11 protein-coding genes are annotated in these 18809 nt (G+C 53.8%); 2 read left to right on the top strand and 9 right to left on the bottom strand.

Annotated elements, in window-relative coordinates:
* Positions 1 to 166: 166 nt before the first annotated feature.
* Positions 167 to 1063 carry an AraC family transcriptional regulator gene (locus AAHB90_RS11860; protein WP_342085304.1) on the top strand — a complete coding sequence of 299 codons (897 nt, stop codon included), beginning with the start codon at positions 167 to 169 and terminating at the stop codon, positions 1061 to 1063.
* A gap of 19 nt (positions 1064 to 1082) precedes the next feature.
* On the opposite strand, the gene AAHB90_RS11855 is transcribed toward AAHB90_RS11860, so the two are convergent.
* Complete coding sequence (locus tag AAHB90_RS11855) at positions 1083 to 1673, bottom strand: hypothetical protein (RefSeq protein WP_342085302.1); 591 nt, start codon at positions 1671 to 1673, stop codon at positions 1083 to 1085.
* Positions 1674 to 1825: 152 nt separating this feature from the next.
* Between AAHB90_RS11855 and AAHB90_RS11850 the strand changes: the two genes are divergently transcribed.
* Positions 1826 to 2539 (top strand): hypothetical protein, encoded by a 714-nt coding sequence (locus AAHB90_RS11850; protein WP_342085301.1) that lies wholly within the window; start codon positions 1826 to 1828, stop codon positions 2537 to 2539.
* Between the two features lie 5 nt (positions 2540 to 2544).
* Here AAHB90_RS11850 and AAHB90_RS11845 read toward each other — a convergent pair whose 3' ends face one another.
* The 8 genes from AAHB90_RS11845 to AAHB90_RS11810 all read right to left on the bottom strand — a co-directional run bounded on the left by AAHB90_RS11845 (position 2545) and on the right by AAHB90_RS11810 (position 18803).
* Positions 2545 to 5268, bottom strand: coding sequence for a substrate-binding domain-containing protein (locus tag AAHB90_RS11845; protein ID WP_342085300.1), 2724 nt, complete (start codon positions 5266 to 5268; stop codon positions 2545 to 2547).
* Between the two features lie 93 nt (positions 5269 to 5361).
* On the bottom strand, positions 5362 to 6864 hold the full coding sequence (locus AAHB90_RS11840) for a glycoside hydrolase family 32 protein (protein ID WP_342085298.1): 1503 nt from the start codon (positions 6862 to 6864) through the stop codon (positions 5362 to 5364).
* A gap of 75 nt (positions 6865 to 6939) precedes the next feature.
* Positions 6940 to 8652 carry a RagB/SusD family nutrient uptake outer membrane protein gene (locus tag AAHB90_RS11835; RefSeq protein WP_342085297.1) on the bottom strand — a complete coding sequence of 571 codons (1713 nt, stop codon included), beginning with the start codon at positions 8650 to 8652 and terminating at the stop codon, positions 6940 to 6942.
* A gap of 18 nt (positions 8653 to 8670) precedes the next feature.
* Positions 8671 to 11832 carry a SusC/RagA family TonB-linked outer membrane protein gene (locus tag AAHB90_RS11830; RefSeq protein WP_342085296.1) on the bottom strand — a complete coding sequence of 1054 codons (3162 nt, stop codon included), beginning with the start codon at positions 11830 to 11832 and terminating at the stop codon, positions 8671 to 8673.
* A 32-nt stretch (positions 11833 to 11864) separates the two neighbouring features.
* Complete coding sequence (locus AAHB90_RS11825; protein WP_342085294.1) at positions 11865 to 12800, bottom strand: carbohydrate kinase family protein; 936 nt, start codon at positions 12798 to 12800, stop codon at positions 11865 to 11867.
* Positions 12801 to 12824: 24 nt separating this feature from the next.
* Positions 12825 to 14159, bottom strand: a complete 1335-nt coding sequence (locus AAHB90_RS11820; protein WP_342085292.1) for a sugar porter family MFS transporter — start codon at positions 14157 to 14159, stop codon at positions 12825 to 12827.
* 193 nt (positions 14160 to 14352) lie between these two features.
* Positions 14353 to 14988 (bottom strand): NUDIX hydrolase, encoded by a 636-nt coding sequence (locus tag AAHB90_RS11815; protein WP_342085291.1) that lies wholly within the window; start codon positions 14986 to 14988, stop codon positions 14353 to 14355.
* Between the two features lie 146 nt (positions 14989 to 15134).
* Complete coding sequence (locus tag AAHB90_RS11810) at positions 15135 to 18803, bottom strand: choice-of-anchor Q domain-containing protein (protein ID WP_342085290.1); 3669 nt, start codon at positions 18801 to 18803, stop codon at positions 15135 to 15137.
* Positions 18804 to 18809: the final 6 nt, after the last annotated feature.

The raw sequence follows: 18809 nt of genomic DNA, 5'->3' as shown, positions 1-18809 counted from the left end.
GGCGTTTTATTTTATTTTAATGTTAAAAGGGTTTTAGGAATTTGGATATCAATTTTTTGCTTGGTTGGTTTGTTAATGAATTTATACAAAATTATGGGTGATAAGTCCTGTAAGCTAATGGCAGATTGATAACTTGTAGTACTATGTTTGCTTAACCTTTCAAACCATGAAAGCGACTTACACCCTGCTCCCCGAATTTGCGCCCTCCCAGAAGCCATTTTTGGTCAAAAAGATCGTCAGACCTTATTTTTCGACCGATTTTCACTTTCATAAGGAGTGCCAGCTGGTGTATGTGTTGTCGGGTTCCGGCACCCGTATTATCGGCCATTCGATCGAACGGTTCGAAGAAGGCGATCTCACATTTGTGGGCCCGAATGTGCCCCATGTCTGGTATAGTGAATCCAGACCCGACGAACCTGCTACCGAGGCCATTTCACTGGCACTTTATATCAACCCCGAGGCTGTTTGCGATCACCTGGATGCGCTGACGGACACAATCGAGCTGAAACAGTTTTTCAGGGAGTCGGAGCGGGGGATACGTATCGGCGGAGAGAAAAATGTACTGGTTACCGATATTCTGAAACGAATGCTGTCGCAGCAGGATCGCCAGGTGGGGATGCTGGCGTCGTTTCTGCAAATCCTCGATCAGCTGCTCGACCCCGGGGACCTGGTCTGGCTCAACGCTCCGGACCCGATCTCGAGCTACACCGCCCAGACTTCCGGCCGTGTCCCCAAGCTCATGCATTATATACAACAGAATTTCAAGGAGGACATTACATTGCAGCAGGCCGCGTCGGTGGCAGGTTTGCAGATCCATTCGTTCTGCCGTTTTTTCAAGACACTCACTAACCGCACTTTCTCCGACTTCCTGAACGAAGTGCGTATCGGTTTCGCCTGCAAGTTGTTGCAGCAATCGGATCTGTCGGTAACACAAATAGCGCTGGAATGCGGCTATACGAATATTTCCTATTTCAACCGGTGTTTCAAAAAGATCAATAAAATGTCGCCCAAAAGTTATCGGCAAGAGAGTGTAGCGAAAAATAAGCCATCCGCCACGGAGTGACGGATGGTGGTAAACGTTATTACAGCGCCGAGCCGACAAGGCTGACAATGCTGCTCAGCTGCTTCGACGATGCTGCCGCTGCGAGTTTGGCAGCAGGGCCTTTTTTGTCAAGTGCAGAAACGCTTTTGGTAGCTTCGCCCAACAAGCCATTCAATTTCGACTCATTGGCATCGCCCAGCACGGAGCTGCCGGCTTTGATCAGTCCGAGGCTGCTTGTGAGGCTGGCCGCATTCCCCAACAGGCCCGAATCGCCCTTTCCAAGCAATCCGCTGATACGGTTGGCGCCGATCAGCATTTTTACAGCGTTAACCACCTTACCCAGCGTGCCGCCCGACAGCTTGCCCGACGACGCCAGGGGGATCAGGTTTTTCAGGTCGCCTGCTTTGCCCAGCAGCTTGTCTTTCAGACTACCATTGGAGGATTTGGCTTCTTTTTCCAATGCGGAAACCCCGTCGGTAAGCGCGCTGGCCGTGCCGGCCTTGTCCCCCTTTTGAGTCAATGATACTGCCTTGTCGAGCAGGCTCTCGACAGAAAGGCCTTGTGCGATAGCGTTGGATGTTACTGCGAACAGAAGTAATGCAGCAGTGAGGGAAAGAAGGAAACGTTTCATAGTTTTTAAATAAAAGATAGTGGTAAATGGCCGGCAAAATAGGTGAAATAGCGTAAAAACCCTCTAAAAAAAACCGGTGGCCGGGCCTAATTTCGACATTCCTCCCTCTCCCGTCTCCCTTACTCAATATTCATCTAACTTTACACCCCCTTATGAAAACATCGCACAGCTACTTCTCCGCTGTATTCAGCGTTTCTGTTTTTTCGCTTCTCACACTGGCTTTTTCCTGTACCGATCACGATGTGCCTGTCAACCTGCCCGAATCCGAATGTACGGCCGTAGACGGTTCTCCGAGGCTTTATCCCTGCGAGTTTGTGGTTGAAAGCATTACATTTCTGGGAAAGGACGGCGTCGACCTCGGCATGGTTACGGGCTCTTCACAAAACGTGGCCCTGTCGCGTTTTCTGGCTAAATCCAATACGAACACCGGGAGTGTTGTGGGTACAAATGGTGCGGCGAAATTCGATCTGAGAATGCGGATCAAAAGAGTGGCGAGCCCTTCGTTCCCGGTTGCCGTGGGTTACCTGATCGGTTACACGCACAACGCGGCGGGGAAAATGATCCTGCACACGCCCTCATCTCCCGGCGATACTTATGGTGAGCGCACGAAAATCGGGTCGCCGGTGACGCTGGATATGCCGATCGGGGAGAGCCGTGAAGTGACCTTTGAACAGACTTACCCTTATGAGCTGGTCAATACCGGTCCCAGCGGTGTCAAACCAATCGCTTTTTTTTCCTCCACATCCTATTTCCTCGATAACGACGTCACTACCCTGCAATTCAACCGCCTGGTGCCTCCCTATTTTTATGTAGGAAGTGTGGTGGAGGATTATTATGAAAAGCTGGGCATCCGCATTACCGACTAGCGGTTTCAGCTTTTAACCAGCCGCCAATCCTTGGGAGATACCCCGAAATGGTTTTTAAAAACAGTCGAAAAGTAGCTCTGGGAGGTAAATCCGGTCTGGTCGGCGATTTCCGCGACGGTCAGGTCCGGGTTTCGGAGTAATGCGCAGGCTTTTTCAAGCCGGATATTCAGGATGAGGTCGTTGGTGCCGCCACCCAGCAGCGCTTTCGTTTTTCGGAACAGCTGCACGCGCGATAGGCCCATTTCCTTGCCGATGGATTCCACCGTGAGGGTGGGGTCGTCGAGCCGTGAAACGATGAGAGCACGTAGCTCGTTCACGAACTTCTTGTCCAGACGCGACAGCCCGCTTTCCGAGTCCCCGATATTCCGGCCGACCTGCGCGGATAGCAGCAATTGTCTGTTAGTGAGAAGGCTGCGAATGCTTTCCTGTAAAAACTGCGGGCTGAATGGCTTTGTCATGTACATATCCGCCCGTGCCTGCATGCCCTCGACCTGCTGCTCGGGCGTATTTTTGGCCGTGAGCAGTATCACGGGAATATGCGAGGTGCGCATATCGGCTTTCAGCGCGGAGGTGATCTGCAAACCATCCATACCCGGCAGCATTACATCGCAAACGATCAGGTCGGGCACGATATCGAAACATTGGTCGAGGCCGGCCTTTCCGTCGGTGGCTGTGATAACCTCGTATTGGTTTTGCAAAAGGCCGCTAATGAAGCTGACCAAATCTTCATTGTCTTCGATCAAAACCACGGTCGGCAGGTCGGGGTGCCGTGGCGTGGCAGGTTGATCTTCCGGTTCAAAGCCGGTGGAAGTCCAGGCGACGGATTTTTCAATGGCCCCGGCTGCCGGGTCGGCCATATCCTCTGGCCGGAAATGGGTGTTTCCGAGCGGTAATGTAACGGTAAATGTCGCGCCGTCGCCTTTTTTGCCGTCAGCAGTGATGGTACCCTGGTGCAGTTCCACAAACTCGCGCGAAAGCGGCAAGCCGAGCCCGGTACCTTTGGTGGAGTTTTTTCCCTGGTAAAACATTTCGAATGCGCCTGCAATGTCCGCTTCGCTCAGTCCCGAGCCGTTATCCTGTACTTTAATGGTCACTTCGGAAGACGTGTGGGTGATATGAATGTAAATATGGCCCCAGTCGGAAGTAAACTTGAATGCATTTGAAAGCAGGTTGAATAGCACCTTATCCATCATATTCCGGTCGAACCAGACATTCAGTTCGTGCAGCGTGGTGACGAGTCGGAAATCGATCCTGCGTTTTTTGGCCACCTGTTCAAAAGGGAGCATCAGCTCGCTGATAAATGCGACGATATCGTTTTCCGTAACCTGCAGGCGGATCTTGCCGCTTTCGATTTTGCGGAAATCCATCAGCTGATTGACGAGCCACAGCAGCCGCGTGGCGTTCTTTTGTACTAGAGAGAGGTTTTTCTTAACCGCCGGGCTTTCGTTTTTCTGTCGCAGCAATTCTTCCACAGGAGCAAGGATCAATGTTAGCGGCGTCCTGAATTCATGGGAGATGTTGGTAAAAAACCTGAATTTGGATTCCGTCGCTTCCTGCGCTTTTTCGGCAATGTCCTGAATACGGTTCCGCTGGATAACGATTTCCGTGTTTTTGGAATTCAACTCCCGGTTGATCTTCTTGTTTTCGATCAGCGAATACAATGCGACCGAGCCAAGGATGATCGAGACGATAAACAGGACGGTCATCACATAGAGCAAGCCGCGCTGGGTTTGGTAAATTTCCAGCTGCTCGTCGATTCGCGCCTGCTGGCGTTCGATATCGTTCTGCTGGGAGATCATCTTGTCGGTCTGCATTTTGATCATCCGCACATTTGAAGAATCGATAATGGCGGTTTGCAACAGGTTTTCCTTTTGATAAGGCTGTTTTTGCAGGATATTCATCGCTACCCGTGCCGCTTCCTCACCGCCGGTGGGGTAAAGTGCCGTCGCGGTAATGTGGCCGTCGTACACCATCTGAATATCGCCAAACTGCCCCGGTAGCCCGTCCACACCGATCACGTGGATCTTGCGTTCGGGGTATATTTCGTTGCAAACTTCCCGCGCGCCCATCGCCATTACCTCGTTCTGGGCGAAGATCAGGTCAAGGTCGGGAAAGCGGGGAAGGACCTTGCGTAATTCCTTTTTGGCAATATCCTTTTCCCACTGGCCATTCAATGTGGCCACGCGCTGAATGCCCGGCCGGGTCGCGAGCGCGTCCACGAGGCCGCGGTGGCGGTCGGAGGCGGGTGAGGAGCGGGGAAGGCCCGTGATTTCGATCATCTTGCCCTTGCCGCCGAGCAATGTTGCGGCATATTCGCCCACAGTTCTGCCTACCTGGTAATTGTCGCCGCCGACATAGGCTGTATAATAGGGCGAAGAAGTACGCCTGTCGACTACCACCACCGGAATGCCCTTTTTGTAAGCCTTTTCGATCACCGGCGTGAGTGGGTCCGATTCATTGGGGGATACGATCAGTAGCTGAATGCCGCTCCGGAGCAATTCTTCGATCTGTTGTACCTGCACGGCGCTGTTGGCGTGCGCATCCTTGAAAATCAGCTTCGTATTGTTGTGAAATGCGAGCTCGCGCTGCATACCGTCGAGCATGGCACGCCGCCACTCGTCGTCGCCCGTGCATTGGGAAAACCCGATGACATAATCGTCTCCCTGTTTTTCGGCACAGCCCGCAAACAACGTCATCAACAGGAAAGCGATCAGCGCGAATCTCATCATGATAGAATACCCCGGGGTCGGCCGGGGTATCACTTTTTTTAGAAGAAATAATTCCTTTTCAAATATAATACAAAATCAGGCGCAGTTCCCCGGCTATTCGATCGACGGTTTCAAGGCACTGTACTGCAAATCTTCCACACGAATGCCCTTCGCTGACTTGATACTCAGACCGGACATCGGCGTGTCGGGAAAGAAAATGTCGGTCATTACAATAAGACCACCGTCGGTGAAAAGCTCCACGGAAGCCACGTCGGCAACGAGCGTCAATGCAATTTTGCTGTCCTTCGACAATCTTGGAGCCGTATGTTTTTGGCCGAAGCCAGCTTCGAAATCCGTCTTGCCCGACTTGGAGCGATCAATATAATACTGGTTGCTGGCTTTGTCGAAACCGATCAGCAGCTCGTTGCCGGCCTTGTTGGACAGTACGAGTTCAAAATCGTCGGCCGTCGCGGTCTGGAGATCGAGGCGGAAGAGACCGGACGCATTGCCGCCCTTGGGTGCCAGGTCGACAGGCGATTTGACAGTCAGGTCCTTTTTGGAATAACCTTCCGTTTTAATCGCATCCAGTTCTTTGGCGGGTACCGAGGTCAGGCACAGTTCTTTATCGACGGATTTCAGACCCAGTTCGCGGGAAATGGTGTTGGCGCTGCGCCACGGGTCGGTGGGGACCTGGTTGGCGTATTGCCAGTTGCTCATCCAGCCCATCAGCAGCGACCGGTTCCCGGTGTTAGAGAACGTGACGGCGGCATAGTTGTCGGCGCCCCAGTCGAGCCATTTGGTTTTTTTGGAATACGCGGTAAATGTCTTGCCGTCGAAATCGCCAAGGAAATACTGTCCGGCCGAGCCCTTGTTGGGGCCGCCGGGGTTGATGTTGACGATGAGCACCCACACCTGCTTGCCATTGTGCATGAGCGGGAGAAGGTCCGGGCATTCCCATACGCCCCCATGCTCTCCCGCGTCGGCCCCGAACTCGCTTTCTTTCGACCAGCTTTTAAGGTCGGGAGAGGAGTAGAAGGTAATGCGGTCTTTGGTGGCAAGGGTCATGATCCACTTTTTCTGCGGCTCGTACCAGCGCACTTTCGGGTCGCGGAAATCGGTGATGCCGGGGTTGGGCAATACCGGGTTGCCGGCGTATTTGGTCCAGGTAACCCCGTCATCAAGACTGTATGCAATGCTCTGGTACTCGTGGCGGCCGGTTTTCTGTTTTTCCAAAACCGGGTTATGGTGTGTAAAAATGGCCACCAGCGGCGCTTTGCCATCTTTGCCAAAGCCGGAGGTATTGTTTACATCGACCACGGCGCTGCCCGAGAAAATGTAGCCGAGGCTGTCGGGATAAAGCGCGATCGGCTGTTCTTTCCAATGCAACATATCCTTGCTGGTAGCATGGCCCCAGTGCATCGGCCCCCAGATTTTCGCTCCGGGATAGTATTGATAGAACAAATGGTAGGTGCCGTTGTGGAATACCATGCCATTCGGGTCGTTCATCCAATGCGCTTTCGGGGAGAAGTGGAACTGGGGACGGTACTTTTCGGGAACGTCCTGTGCGTTTAATAAATGCGCCGCCAGCAGCGCGGTCAGTATGAGTAGTTTTTTCATATTTTTTGATGCCACGAATGCACGAATGGCCACGAAGCCCTTCGTGATCATTCGTGCATTCGTGGCTATTTAAATTTAATATCCCGGATTCTGTACATAAAGCCCTTTCGTAAAGCTGATCTCCCGTTGCGGAATAGGCAAATATTCATCCCGGCCCGCAGTAAATTTCGCAGTCGCAAGGAATGGCCGTCTCACTTTTTCCTTTTCAAGATACGCATTCAAAGTTTGCGCTGCGATACCCCAGCGCACGAGGTCGAAGAAACGTGGGCTTTCCGTCGCGAATTCGAGCCTTCTTTCCCAGCGCAGCGCCTTTCTTGCATAATCCTGCGTCCAGCCGGAAGCGGAATATTCTTTGATATTATATTTCGAAGGCAGGGTACCATCCGTTTTTTTCAATCGTCCGGTGCTGGCAGCCGCGCGTTTGCGGACCTGGTTGATGAGCGGTAATGCAAGCGCATGCTGCCCGAGCTCGATATAAGCTTCGGCCTGCATCAGCAGCACATCGTCGTAACGGATAATGTCGATGTTCTTGGAGCTGCCGATAAACGGTCCTTCTTTGTGGTACGACGAACTTGTCGCCAGCTGCTGCTCTTTCATAGTATGGAAAAAACCATATACTCCCGGGTCACGCACCCAGCTGTTACTAAACGGCTTGGTAGCGTCGTATTTGTACGGGTGGCCGTCGATGCCGATGGTATGGTCTACACGCGGGTCGACGGTTTCGGTTTTGAAATCGACATTCTGATCGTTAAATGTCTCGAAAAGCGGCAGGCCGTTCGCATCGGTGCGGTAAGCGTTGGCAAGGTTCTGGCTTGGCTGATGGAACCCGCAGCAGCCATATTGCGGCGCGCCGTGGGGGTAGTTCAGGCCGGTCACGTAGCTGAGCCGCCCCACGGCGGTTCCATCGTTGATCGAGTACTGGATCGCGAAAATGGATTCGGGGCCGTTCTCGGTTTCGGCGATGAAGTTCTCGGCGAAATCGGGTTGCAGGCTGTACTGGCCCGAGGCGATCACCTGTTGGGTGAGCGTCACCACTTCCTGCAAACGGTTTTTGTTGATAGCCGTCACTTTATGGTTCGCATCCTGCTCGTATGCCTGGAAAAGCCTCAGTTTGGCCAGGTAAGCGGCTGCCGAAAGCTTGTTGGCCCGGCCGATCTGCGCCTGCTTCTGCGGCAGGTTATCGACCGCAAACTGAAAGTCTTCTCCGATTTTATTCCAAAGCTCGTCGTTGGTGTACTTTACATTCGACTCTTTCAGGATGTCATCGCTGGAAAGCTTTTCGTCGATATAAGGCACATTCTTGAACAGCATTTTAAGCATGAAATGGGAATGGCCGCGCAGGAAACGCATTTCCGCAATGCGGGCGGAGCGGAGAGGGAAGTCCGCGTCGGTTAGTGCATTGAGGCTCGTGAGTGCCGCATTGGCGCGGGAAATGGCTTTGTAAAAGTTCTCCCATGTGAATGGGTGCATGATCCCGAGGTCGGGGCGCGTGAGGTTGTAATGTTCGTAAAAATCCACTTCCGCTACGTCGGAAACGCCGCCTCCTCCCTTGTAGGCATCGTCGGAACGGACGCTGCCATATACCCACATGCTCGTCATGGGGCCGATCATATCGTCGTTGCCGATGCCGGCATAGGCAGCCGTCACGAGCGATTCTACCGCCGAGGCCGATTTAACATTTTCAGACGACAGCAGCCCCTGCGGCTGGTAATCGAGAAAATCATTACAGGAGGTGGTGATCAGCAACGTGCCGCCGATGACCAGACCGAATATGTATTTGCTTTTCATAACAATGCGCTTTTGGAATTAGAAAGAAATGTTCAACCCGAATGTGAATGTCCTCGGGATCGGGATCGCATTAATGTCCGTCCGCTCAGGGTCGGGGCCGCTAAACTGCTTCGATTTGATCAGGAACAGGTTTTCGGCCATCACGTACATCCGTACGCGTTGCAGTTTGATCTTCTGGACAAGCTCCGGGTTCAGCGCGTAGCCCAGCTGGACGTTGCGCAGTTTGAAATAGGAGGTATTTACATTGAAATAATCCGAAGTACGTGTCTCGTTATTGGCGTCCGAAAGCGACAATGCAGGGATTTTGGAACCGGTATTCGTCGGCGACCAGGCATCGAAAACCCCGGGGCCTACATTCTCGCGGCCGCGGATGAAGTTGTTATAGAAAGTATAGATGTCGAAACCCTTCCTGCCTGCGATACCGGAGCCGAAAATGGAGAAGTCGAATGACTTGTAGAATGCCTCCACTTTCAGATTGTACTCGAATGCGGGTAATGTAGTGCCGAAAAATACGCGGTCGAGGTCGTCGATACGGTTGTCGCCGTTGGTATCCACGTAGCGGATGCGGCCCGGGCCTGCGCCCACTTGTGCGGGAGCGGCGTCCACTTCGGCCTGGTTCTGGAAGAGGCCGTTGGTCTTATAACCGAACAAATCGAACTGCGAATGCCCCAGGATCGTCTGGATAGCATTGCCGGGATAAGCTGCACGCACTTCTTCGGGCAGCTCGGTGATCTTGTCACGGAAGCGGCTCACGCCTGCCATCACATTGTAAGTGAAATCGCCTTTCGGACGGGCATAGTAACCTGCCGAAAACTCGAATCCCCGGTTGGACTTGGCAGCCCCATTGAGCACGCGCAGCTGTCCTTCGCCCACCGCGGAAGCTACCGGCGGGGTGATCAGGATGTCGCTCGTTTTGCGGGTAAAGTAGTCGAACGAGCCCTGGATCATGCCATCGAAAAGCCCGAAGTCGAGCCCGACGTTTGCTTCATCGGTCGTTTCCCATTTCAAATTCGGGTTAGCACCCTGGATCGACACGAAGCCGGATGGCAGGTTACCCGTGTTGGCACCGTTGAGGTCATAGGCCGTACCGATGTTATAAAACTGGTCGAAAAAGCCATTATGACCATTCGGGAACTGCGATTGCCGCGCACCGTAACGCGTGTCGTACAATCCAAAGCGGGCGAGGTCACCGATCTCCTGGTTTCCAACCCTGCCGACCCCGGCCCGCAGTTTCAGATTGCTTATTTTAGTTACACCCTTGAAAAACTGCTCCTTGTCAATGCGCCAGCCAACCGATGCCGCGGGGAAAATACCGTACGCATTCTCCAAACCAAAGCGGGAAGAACCGTCGCGGCGGATGGTGATCGCCGCCAGGTAACGGTCGGAAAAACCGTAGTCGATCCGGGCGAACTGCGAAAGCAGTCTGCTGCCTGAGCCGCTGCCAGTCACATTGGTATTGCCGGTTCCCGCATTGAGTACAAAATACTCCTTGGTTTGCACGGCAAAGCCTTCTTTACGGGCTATTTCAAAATCAGCGTCGTTCTTGATGGCTTCGATACCGGCCAGGAACTTGAAATGGCTGTTGCCGAGGTCGAGGTTATAACGTGCCGTGTTGGACCAGGTAATGCTCAAGTAGCGGTTTTGATCGATCGTCAGGCTATTGTTGGCCCGGCCGAACGAGCCTTCTTCAAAGGACTGTTCGATGTTTTTGAAACGGAAGGCTGCATTATCCGCGCCGAGGCTGGTTTTCAGGAAAAAGTTTTTCAACGGCTGAATTTCCACAAACACATTGCCAAACAGCGTGAGCCGGTGCGCATTATCCCATTTGTTGATCTCCTGCATATGCAGCGGGTTGTTGCGGTCGGAGTAACCCGAGCCGATCGCGCCGCCCCAGGAGCCGTCTTTGGCATACACCGGAATAGTAGGGGCGAGGGTAACGGCCAGTCCGGGCGTCGCCGCGCCACCAATGTCGGTCGAAGCGAGCGTCTCGTTTGAGGAAGCGATCTGCATATTCGCGCCGATTTTCAGTTTGCCGTCGAATGCGCTGGTCAGGCCATTGATACGCCCGCTGATCTTGTCGTAATCGGTATAGCGCAGCATGCCCGTATTTTTGTAATAACCCAGGTTGATTTGCAGCGAAGATGTCCCGTTACCGCCCGAAATCGTCAGCTCATTGTTGGTCACAATGCCGGTTTTGTACATTACTTTCTGCCAATCGGTATCTCCGGCGGGCATATTGGCATTGCCGCCCACAAGGGGCTGTACTTTTAAACCATTCAATACGGGGTTGGTGAAATCCTTGTTCCAGTCGAACTGGTAAAGCGCCCCATAACCGTCCTCCGGATTAACCTTATCGTTCACAGAAGCCTGCCATAATGCCCGACCCCGGTCGACCGCGTTCAGCATTTTAAACCGGGCATACTTCTCCGATTGCGCGGAAATGCTGGTGTTGAAGTCGATATTGATCTTTCCATTGGTATTCGCACCGTTTTTGGTGGTAATGATAATCACCCCATTGGAAGCCCTCGATCCATAAATAGATGACGCCGAGGCATCTTTCAGCACCTGAATCGACTCGATGGAGTTCGGGTTCAGTCCCTGGAACACCTCCGGGCGCTTGGTAGGCACGCCGTCGATGATGTACAACGGGTCGGTATTGCCAAGCGTATTGGCCCCGCGGATCAGGATACGCGAGTTGGTACCGTTCGGGGAGCCCGTTTTTTCGATGTATAAGCCCGGTACGCGTCCCTGCAAAGCCTGCATCGGGTTACCGGAACTGATGTTTTTCAAGGGGGCCATATCCACTACGGCAATGGCGCCGGTCAGGTCTTCTTTTTTGGAAGAAGTATAACCGACCACTACCACTTCATTGAGGCTTTTCTGGTCGTAGTCGAGGGTTACGTTAATCGTCGTCTGGTTACCGGTCGCTACTTCTTTGGTTTGCATGCCAATATAGGAGAACACCAATGTCGCGCCAGCTGCGGGAGAAATGCTGTAAGCCCCTGAAACGTCGGTAACGGCACCATTTGAAGTCCCTTTTTCGAGGACATTCACACCGGGAAGCGGCTCGCCGTCGGTACTCTTGACGACGCCCTTGATTTGCGCCCTGTTTTGCGCGTGGGCGGGCAGGTGCACCACGCAGGCGACCGCGAGGGCCACCAGCAGTAAAATTCTTCGCATACGGTTTGAGATTAAATAGGGTAAGTTGAAAATCAGTGGGTAACGGGGTACTGCGGCAGCGACGGCTGCTGTGTGTGAATGAAGTCCAGGATATCGGTTTCGCCGAATGCGGGCAGTGCGCCCGCTTTCCCGGCCACGAATGCACCGGCGGCGCAGGCAAATTCCAGTGATTCGGAAAGTGGATGCCCGGTGGCTGTTTGGTACAGGAATGCGCCCAGGAATGCGTCGCCGCTGCCGATGGTGTCGGCTACTTCCACGGTAAATCCGGGATGCTGATGGTATTCGCCACTGCCGGTAAGCACCCTGGCGCCTTCGGCGCCGCAGGTAAGCACGAACATATCCAGTTTGAAGTGATCGATGAGGAATGCCATAGCCTGTTTTTCGTTTTCGAACGGCGTGAGCCAGCCCGTCACCTCGCGGATTTCGTGTTCGTTCATTTTCACGATGCCGGCGAAACTCAGGAGTTCCAGCACCTGTTCGCGGGTGTAATGCGGCGGGCGCAGGTTCACGTCAAATACGGGTATACATGTATGCCCGGAGCCTGGCCGTGCGAGATAGCGCAGGAGCGTGTCACGCGTGGTATGGTCGCGTGCGGCGAGCGTGCCGTACACGAAGAAATCGCTGTCTGCTACCTGCTGTGCGGCAGCGGCGTCGAACTGAATGTAATCCCATGCCACCGGGTGCAGGATTTTGTAGGTAACCTCGTTGCTGTCCGATACGTTGGCTTTGGCAATGCCGGTCAAATGCGTTTCGCCCGTTTGCACCCATTGCGTATCGAGCCCCTGCTGCGTCATGAATGCAAGCAGTTCGGCGCCCAGCTCGTCGTGGCCTACGCGGCTGATGAACGAAACGTCCATGCCGTAGCGCTGCAGGTGTGCGGCGACGTTCATTGTGGCCCCTCCGGCGAGGCGCACATCAGGCAGAACGTCCCAGAGTACTTCTCCAAAAACAGTCAGTTTCGGTGTCATATTCGATCGGTTAAAGTGGAGATTTTAGTGGAGAATCAATGTTTTTTCAATCTGTTCAAGGGAAGTGCCTTTGGTTTCGGGCATGAGCTTCCAGACAAAAATCAGTTGGAGTACCATCATCCCGCAGAAGATCATGAAAGTGTTGCCGCCGCCGAGCGTTTCGGCGATATAGGGGAATGTGAAGGCGATCACCGCCGCAAGCAGCCAGTGCATGAAGCTGCCCATCGACTGCCCCGCAGCCCGTACCTGGTTAGGGAAAATCTCGGAAATAAAAACCCAGATCACAGCGCCCTGCGACAATGCGAAGAATGCAATGTAGATGAACAAATACACCGGTACCGCGTAACCGCCCAGGTTGCCGCTGTAAAATGCCTGCGCTACCAGCCCCAAAGTGGCGATAAGTCCGAAAGACCCGATGAACATCAGCGTGCGACGGCCGAAACGGTCGATCAGGTTGATTGCGATGAATGTAAAGCAGAAATTGACCAACCCGACGCCAGCCGACGACAACAGGGCAGAACTTTTGCCCAGCCCGGCCATTTCGAAAATACGGGGCGCGTAGTAAATGATCGCGTTAATGCCCGAAACCTGGTTGAAAAAAGCAAAAAGCAACGCCAGCGCCAGGGGTAGTTTGTATTGGGATGAAAAAATGGACAGGCTGTTTCCGCTTTGCTTACCCGCGTCGGCTGAGTTCTGAATGTCGGAAACAATGCCGCTCACGTCGATTCCGCCATTGGCAACGGACAATATATGCCGCGCTTCCTCCACTTTGCCTCGCTTCACGATGAGCCAGCGGGGGCTTTCAGGTACGAAAAGGATCGCTACGAGGAAAATCAGTGAGGGGAATGCCTGCACGCCCAGCATCCACCGCCAGTCGTTTTCGCCCATGCCCACGAGCAGGAAGTTGGATAGGTAGGCGATGAGTATCCCCAGCACGACATTGAACTGGAACATAGCCACGAGGCGGCCGCGGGAGTTGGCGGGTGAAATTTCAGAAATATATAACGGGGCGGTGACCGACGAAATGCCGACGCCGATGCCGCCCAGGAAGCGGAAGATGAGGAACGAAATCCAGTCGGAAGCGAGCGCCGAGCCGATCGATGAAAGCAGGTAAAGGACAGCAATCGCGAAAAGGGTGTACTTGCGCCCGTAACGCTCGGAGGGGATGGCGCCGGTGAGCGACCCGAGGACCGTGCCGATCAATGCGATGGAAACTGTAAACCCGTGCTGTACCGTGGTGAGGCCCCACAATTGCTGGATCGATTTCTCGGCGCCCGAAATGACCGCCGTATCAAAACCGAATAAAAAACCGCCCAGCGCTACTGTGAATGCCCAGAAGATTACCTTTTTGCTTGTCATGATTGTTGAATTAATTTCTGACGAAGCTACCGGCTCTCCGGGCAATCTGTTTTAGAATCCGTACCAAATGTTTTTAAATTTCACATTTGATGTTTTTCTAAATAACTAGCTGGTTTAAAGGTTTTTATATTAATTTAAAAAGAGGCTGTTTTTGAATTTGCTCCAAAATTTTCAGGAAATGTTTCAGGCTCTGTCAGTCACATAAAACCGGTAAACCCGGATCGGCAGCGAATGGCAGCAGCAGGCTGATCTGCGAATAGGCAACCCGGTTCACCGACAAGTCCAGGGTGGGCAATGCATCGAACTTTATCCATTCGACGCCGGAGGTTTCATTGGTCTGGTCGAGTATTTCGCCGCCGGTGACCCGGCACAGGATGAAGAATTTGTAAACATACCAGAGCTCTTCCGGGTGGTCGTGTTTGCGTTTGTCAAAAACTGCGAGCAAACGAACGGCTTCCGCTTCCAGGCCGGTTTCCTCCAATGTTTCTTTTACAGCTACTTCAAATGGGGTATAACCTACGTCCGCCCAGCCGCCGGGCAAAGTCCAGCGATCGTGATCGATTTTTTCCTGCACCATCAGGATCTCGTCGGTGCCCCGGAAAATCACGGCGCGGATATCGACTTTCGGTGTAACATAACCGACTTCATACGGCAGGAGGTGGATAATCTGCTCAATAGGCGCATTACTCATATCGGCCAGCAAGCCCAGGCTGATCTGGCGGATTTCTTCGTAACGCTCGCGGTCATATTCTCCGGGCTGGAAAGCAAGGCCCGTTTGCGAAAGGGCAAGAATGCGTTTGACGGCGGCCAGCCAGGGATTTGCGGACATAGCAATGAAAAAGGGACAAGCGTAGATCGATTGACACAGCCGGCTCGGATAACCGGTACCGTGTAAGTAACCGGCGAATATCTGAAACATTTGTGTGAAATCAATCCTGCTTGCCCCGCTATCAACGTTGAGTATTAGCTTTTGTACTACTGCGAAACCCCGAGTTTCAGGCTATACCGGTTCCCATCTTTCATTTCTATTTCAACGGCGTAAGTGCCTGATGGGAGCCTGCCGACGTCCATAGCACCTTCCCGCAATACAGGATGCAGAACAAGCCTTCCGGCGGTATCGAACAGTCTGACGTTCCGGATGTTTTCGGGTTTTACGCCTTTCACGCGAATCGCCGGTACGCCGGTCGCCGGTACGCCGGTCGCCGGGTTGGGATAGACTGCCACAGTTTCACCTTCAAACTCCAGCACGGCAATGCGACTGTACGAGAAGGAGCCGTCCATGCCGTCCGCGGCCCGATCTATCATTTTAAGCCGGTACATATTGGTACCGGCCTGTGGAAGGGCGTCGGTATAGGAATAGTCGGTGTGGGTCGCTTCGCTGCCTTTCGAAGCTACCTGGCCCAGGTACTGCCAGTTTTTGCCATCGCCGCTGCGCTCGATTTCGAATGAGGCGGCGTTGATTTCCGAGCTGGTCTGCCATTGCAGGTACGCTTTATTTTCGCGCTTTTGGGCCTGAAAGGACACGAGCGTAACCGGTAATGCGGCCTCGGATTGTCCCGAAATAAAGAACCCGCTGAACCCGCTTACCTGGAATGAAACAAGGTACATGGTGTGGTCTTCGCTTTCGGTCACCGTCACATTTGAGATCAGCTGTGTAGGGCCGGAGTAAGTGCCCGGGAAGCCGTACGGACTGGTGCCATGGTATTGTACCACTTTCAGGTTTGCCGGAAGCGAGGCATTGTTAGCGTTGCCGTAGGCCTGATTGTAGGCATCGAAATCCTGTTTGGAGAAAAACAAGGTCACTTTGGCGGGGCCGTCGGTTCCGGAAGGGGTGATGTCGTAATGTCTTTTTACAAACACTTTTTGCCCCTCGGATACGGTATTGCCCGCCGCCAGAAAAGTTTTCACCGTCACGTTGCCCAGCGAGCCCGGTGTGCCTGTGGGTTCGATGAGTCCGAAGGTTTTGCAATCACTGGTAATGGCGGTCGCACCTGCGTACACGGGCAGGGTAGCCTGCTCGCCGCTTGCAGGTAATGTGCCCGGGCCAGGTACTGCCTGCAGTTCATACGCGCCCATGTCAGTCTGTGTATTGAAAATCCTCGGATTGTTTGCCAGGTCGGTAGGCGGCATCAGAAAGTCCGGCAGGGGCTCGTCGGTGCCGCGGTTAATGGCCGGGGAGCAGGGAAGGAGCGTCCAGTCGGTTTCGCCGGCGAACTGCGGGTTGGTGGTACCAGCGAGGTTATGGTCTTCATCGCTGGCGTTCATGCCCTCTATCAGGCTGTATGTGGCCAAAATGGTGCTTTCCTCGCTGGTAATGCCGCTGTCGTTGCCATAGATAATGCTGTTGCGGACGGTTACATTACCATTATATCCGGTGATGGTACCGGGATACGCCTGCGTGTTGCCCGCAACCGTACAGTTTATTAGGGTCAGGTTGGCGTCGTTATTAAAAACGGCTCCGGCAAAATCGCTGGCCGAGTTATCGGCGATCAGGCAATTAATCAGTGAAGCAATTGAACCGTCCTTGTTCATGATCGCGCCCCCACTGCCGAAACTCGCGTAATTGCCCTGAAACACGGTATTGGTAATCAGCAACGATGCATTGTCATTATAGATAGCGCCGCCGTCAGAAGCAGAGTTATTCAGGAACGCGCAATTGGAAATGGTCAGTGCCACACCGGCGTTATGCATGGCCCCGCCGTCGTTTCCGAAAACCTCTGTGATGGTAAAACCATCGAAAACATCGTCCCGCGTGAGGTTGTTGTATGAGTTGTTGATAAACGGACCAACGGATGAGGTCAGCACGGTAGCGGTCGCGGGATCGCCGTGGGCAATGGGCATCGGGCGCTGGTCGAGCGCGGTTTCCGTGCCGGCAAAGCTGCCGTACATTTTTACCCCGTGGATAAACTCCAGTTGGCCGCCGTTGTTTTCGTATTCTCCGCGCGCCACCCACACCTGGTCTCCTTCGGATGCGACATTCAGTGCGTCACGCAGATTGGGAAATGCATTGGCCCAGCTATCGCCGGCAGGGTCGGGCATCGAGCTGGTCGCGCTTACGTACCAGATCGCGCTCGGCGTCACTTCATAAGGTCCCAGATCGATAGCCTGGCTGGTGAGCCGCCGGTTACCATCCAGGCCAAGCGGCGTATCGTCCACATTTTTTGCAAAAGCTGAAAGATCGGTTGCCGGGTTACCCGCATTGGTCGCCGGGCTGCCTTTGCGTTGCACGAAATTGTACTGTGCAGGATCGGTGAACTGCGGGTCGGTGTCGAGGATGTTGGCACCTCCGGCAAACCCGCCCTGAACGAGCGAGTAGGATACGACCGGCGTTCCCCCTCCGCTGATGCTGCTGACAGTGCCGGGAGAAGCGGGGTCGGTGTTGTTCCAGATAATGCTGTTTTCGATAACGGGCGACGAGCCCGCCACTGCATACAATGCGCCTCCGTTGTCCGCTCCGGCGTTGCCGCCCACTTCGTTGGTCGAGAAAGTACAGTTCCGGATCGTCGGGGATGAATTGTCGAGAAAGATCGCACCGCCTTTGCCACCAGCAGTACCTTTGGCCGAGTTGCCGGCGAAAAGGCATTGTAGGATAAATGCATTTGAATTGAGCAGGTAAATCGCCCCTCCTTTTCCTTCGGTTGCCGCAGGATCAGTGGCATTCTCGCCGAATGTGCAGTTGGCGATCACCAGCGAGGAGTTGGTCGCGTGCAAAGCGCCGCCGCGCCGCTCGTCGCCGACGGAATGCCCGGTACCACCCGTAATCGAAAATCCGTCGAGGCGTGTGGACGCTCCGGCGCCTGACGCGGTTATAACGGCACCTCCCTGGCCCATGAGCACAGCCTGACCCGTGAGCGTTCTCTCGCGCAAATCACTTTCATACCCCTCGAAACCACCGTAATAGGCCACACCGTCGGTTAGTGAAAAAGGCGTGTTGGCTGCTTCTGTCTGGTACTCGCCATTCGTCACCCACACCTGCTTGATAGCCGGGTTCATTGCGGCTGCCTGGGTAGCATAATACATACGTTTAAGCGCCTTATCCCAGCTGCTGCCATCGCCGGGCGTGTTAACGTTGCGGTCGACATACAATATCCCGTTGCCATCGGGCGTGGCCTCGGCCGCAGGGTCGTAACTTGTCACGGACCCATTGAGCGTGAAATTGTCGATAGCCGAATAGTTTTGATAGGGCGTCGTGCTATTGGTCACGGCGATCCTGATCTGCATGCCGTTCCGCAGTTTGGAAACGGTTTTGGTACGGGTAACAGGAAGCATATCCGAACTCGACGAAAACGAGTTCCCGTAATTGACGCCGTCGACCTGGATCTGGAACGTCGCATTGTCCGACGAGAACCGGGAGAACGTAATGCTGGTTAGTTCCACCTGGTAGCCTTCCTTGATCGTCAGCGTAAGCACGTACACGTGGTTATGTGCAACGAGGGCCATGGCGTTGTTTCCATTGTAGCTGTACGAGTAGGGCTGGTCACCAATCCCCGTCCAGGCGCTCGTGAGGTTGGCGTTGATGGACGTCGGGGAATTGAAATTGCTGTTAGGAAAGGTGTGGTTGTAGATCACCGCCGAATGGGCGACGGTGGCAACCAGCAGTGCGCAAAACAGTGTGAAAAGGGGTCGTAGTAGTTGTGCATTCATAGCGCG

The sequence above is a fragment of the Dyadobacter sp. OTU695 genome, assembly GCF_038440355.1.
In the GTDB taxonomy this organism is placed as follows: Bacteria; Bacteroidota; Bacteroidia; order Cytophagales; family Spirosomataceae; genus Dyadobacter.
The sequence above is the reverse complement of the archived record's forward strand: the minus strand, read 5'-3'. Positions and strand labels throughout refer to the sequence as shown.

Bases quoted from the DNA above. Each gene is read 5' to 3' on its own strand.
- AAHB90_RS11860 (WP_342085304.1), top strand. From the start codon at position 167: ATGAAAGCGACTTACACCCTGCTCCCCGAATTTGCGCCCTCCCAGAAG.
- AAHB90_RS11855 (WP_342085302.1), bottom strand. From the start codon at position 1,673: ATGAAACGTTTCCTTCTTTCCCTCACTGCTGCATTACTTCTGTTCGCA.
- AAHB90_RS11850 (WP_342085301.1), top strand. From the start codon at position 1,826: ATGAAAACATCGCACAGCTACTTCTCCGCTGTATTCAGCGTTTCTGTT.
- AAHB90_RS11845 (WP_342085300.1), bottom strand. From the start codon at position 5,268: ATGATGAGATTCGCGCTGATCGCTTTCCTGTTGATGACGTTGTTTGCG.
- AAHB90_RS11840 (WP_342085298.1), bottom strand. From the start codon at position 6,864: ATGAAAAAACTACTCATACTGACCGCGCTGCTGGCGGCGCATTTATTA.
- AAHB90_RS11835 (WP_342085297.1), bottom strand. From the start codon at position 8,652: ATGAAAAGCAAATACATATTCGGTCTGGTCATCGGCGGCACGTTGCTG.
- AAHB90_RS11830 (WP_342085296.1), bottom strand. From the start codon at position 11,832: ATGCGAAGAATTTTACTGCTGGTGGCCCTCGCGGTCGCCTGCGTGGTG.
- AAHB90_RS11825 (WP_342085294.1), bottom strand. From the start codon at position 12,800: ATGACACCGAAACTGACTGTTTTTGGAGAAGTACTCTGGGACGTTCTG.
- AAHB90_RS11820 (WP_342085292.1), bottom strand. From the start codon at position 14,159: ATGACAAGCAAAAAGGTAATCTTCTGGGCATTCACAGTAGCGCTGGGC.
- AAHB90_RS11815 (WP_342085291.1), bottom strand. From the start codon at position 14,988: ATGTCCGCAAATCCCTGGCTGGCCGCCGTCAAACGCATTCTTGCCCTT.
- AAHB90_RS11810 (WP_342085290.1), bottom strand. From the start codon at position 18,803: ATGAATGCACAACTACTACGACCCCTTTTCACACTGTTTTGCGCACTG.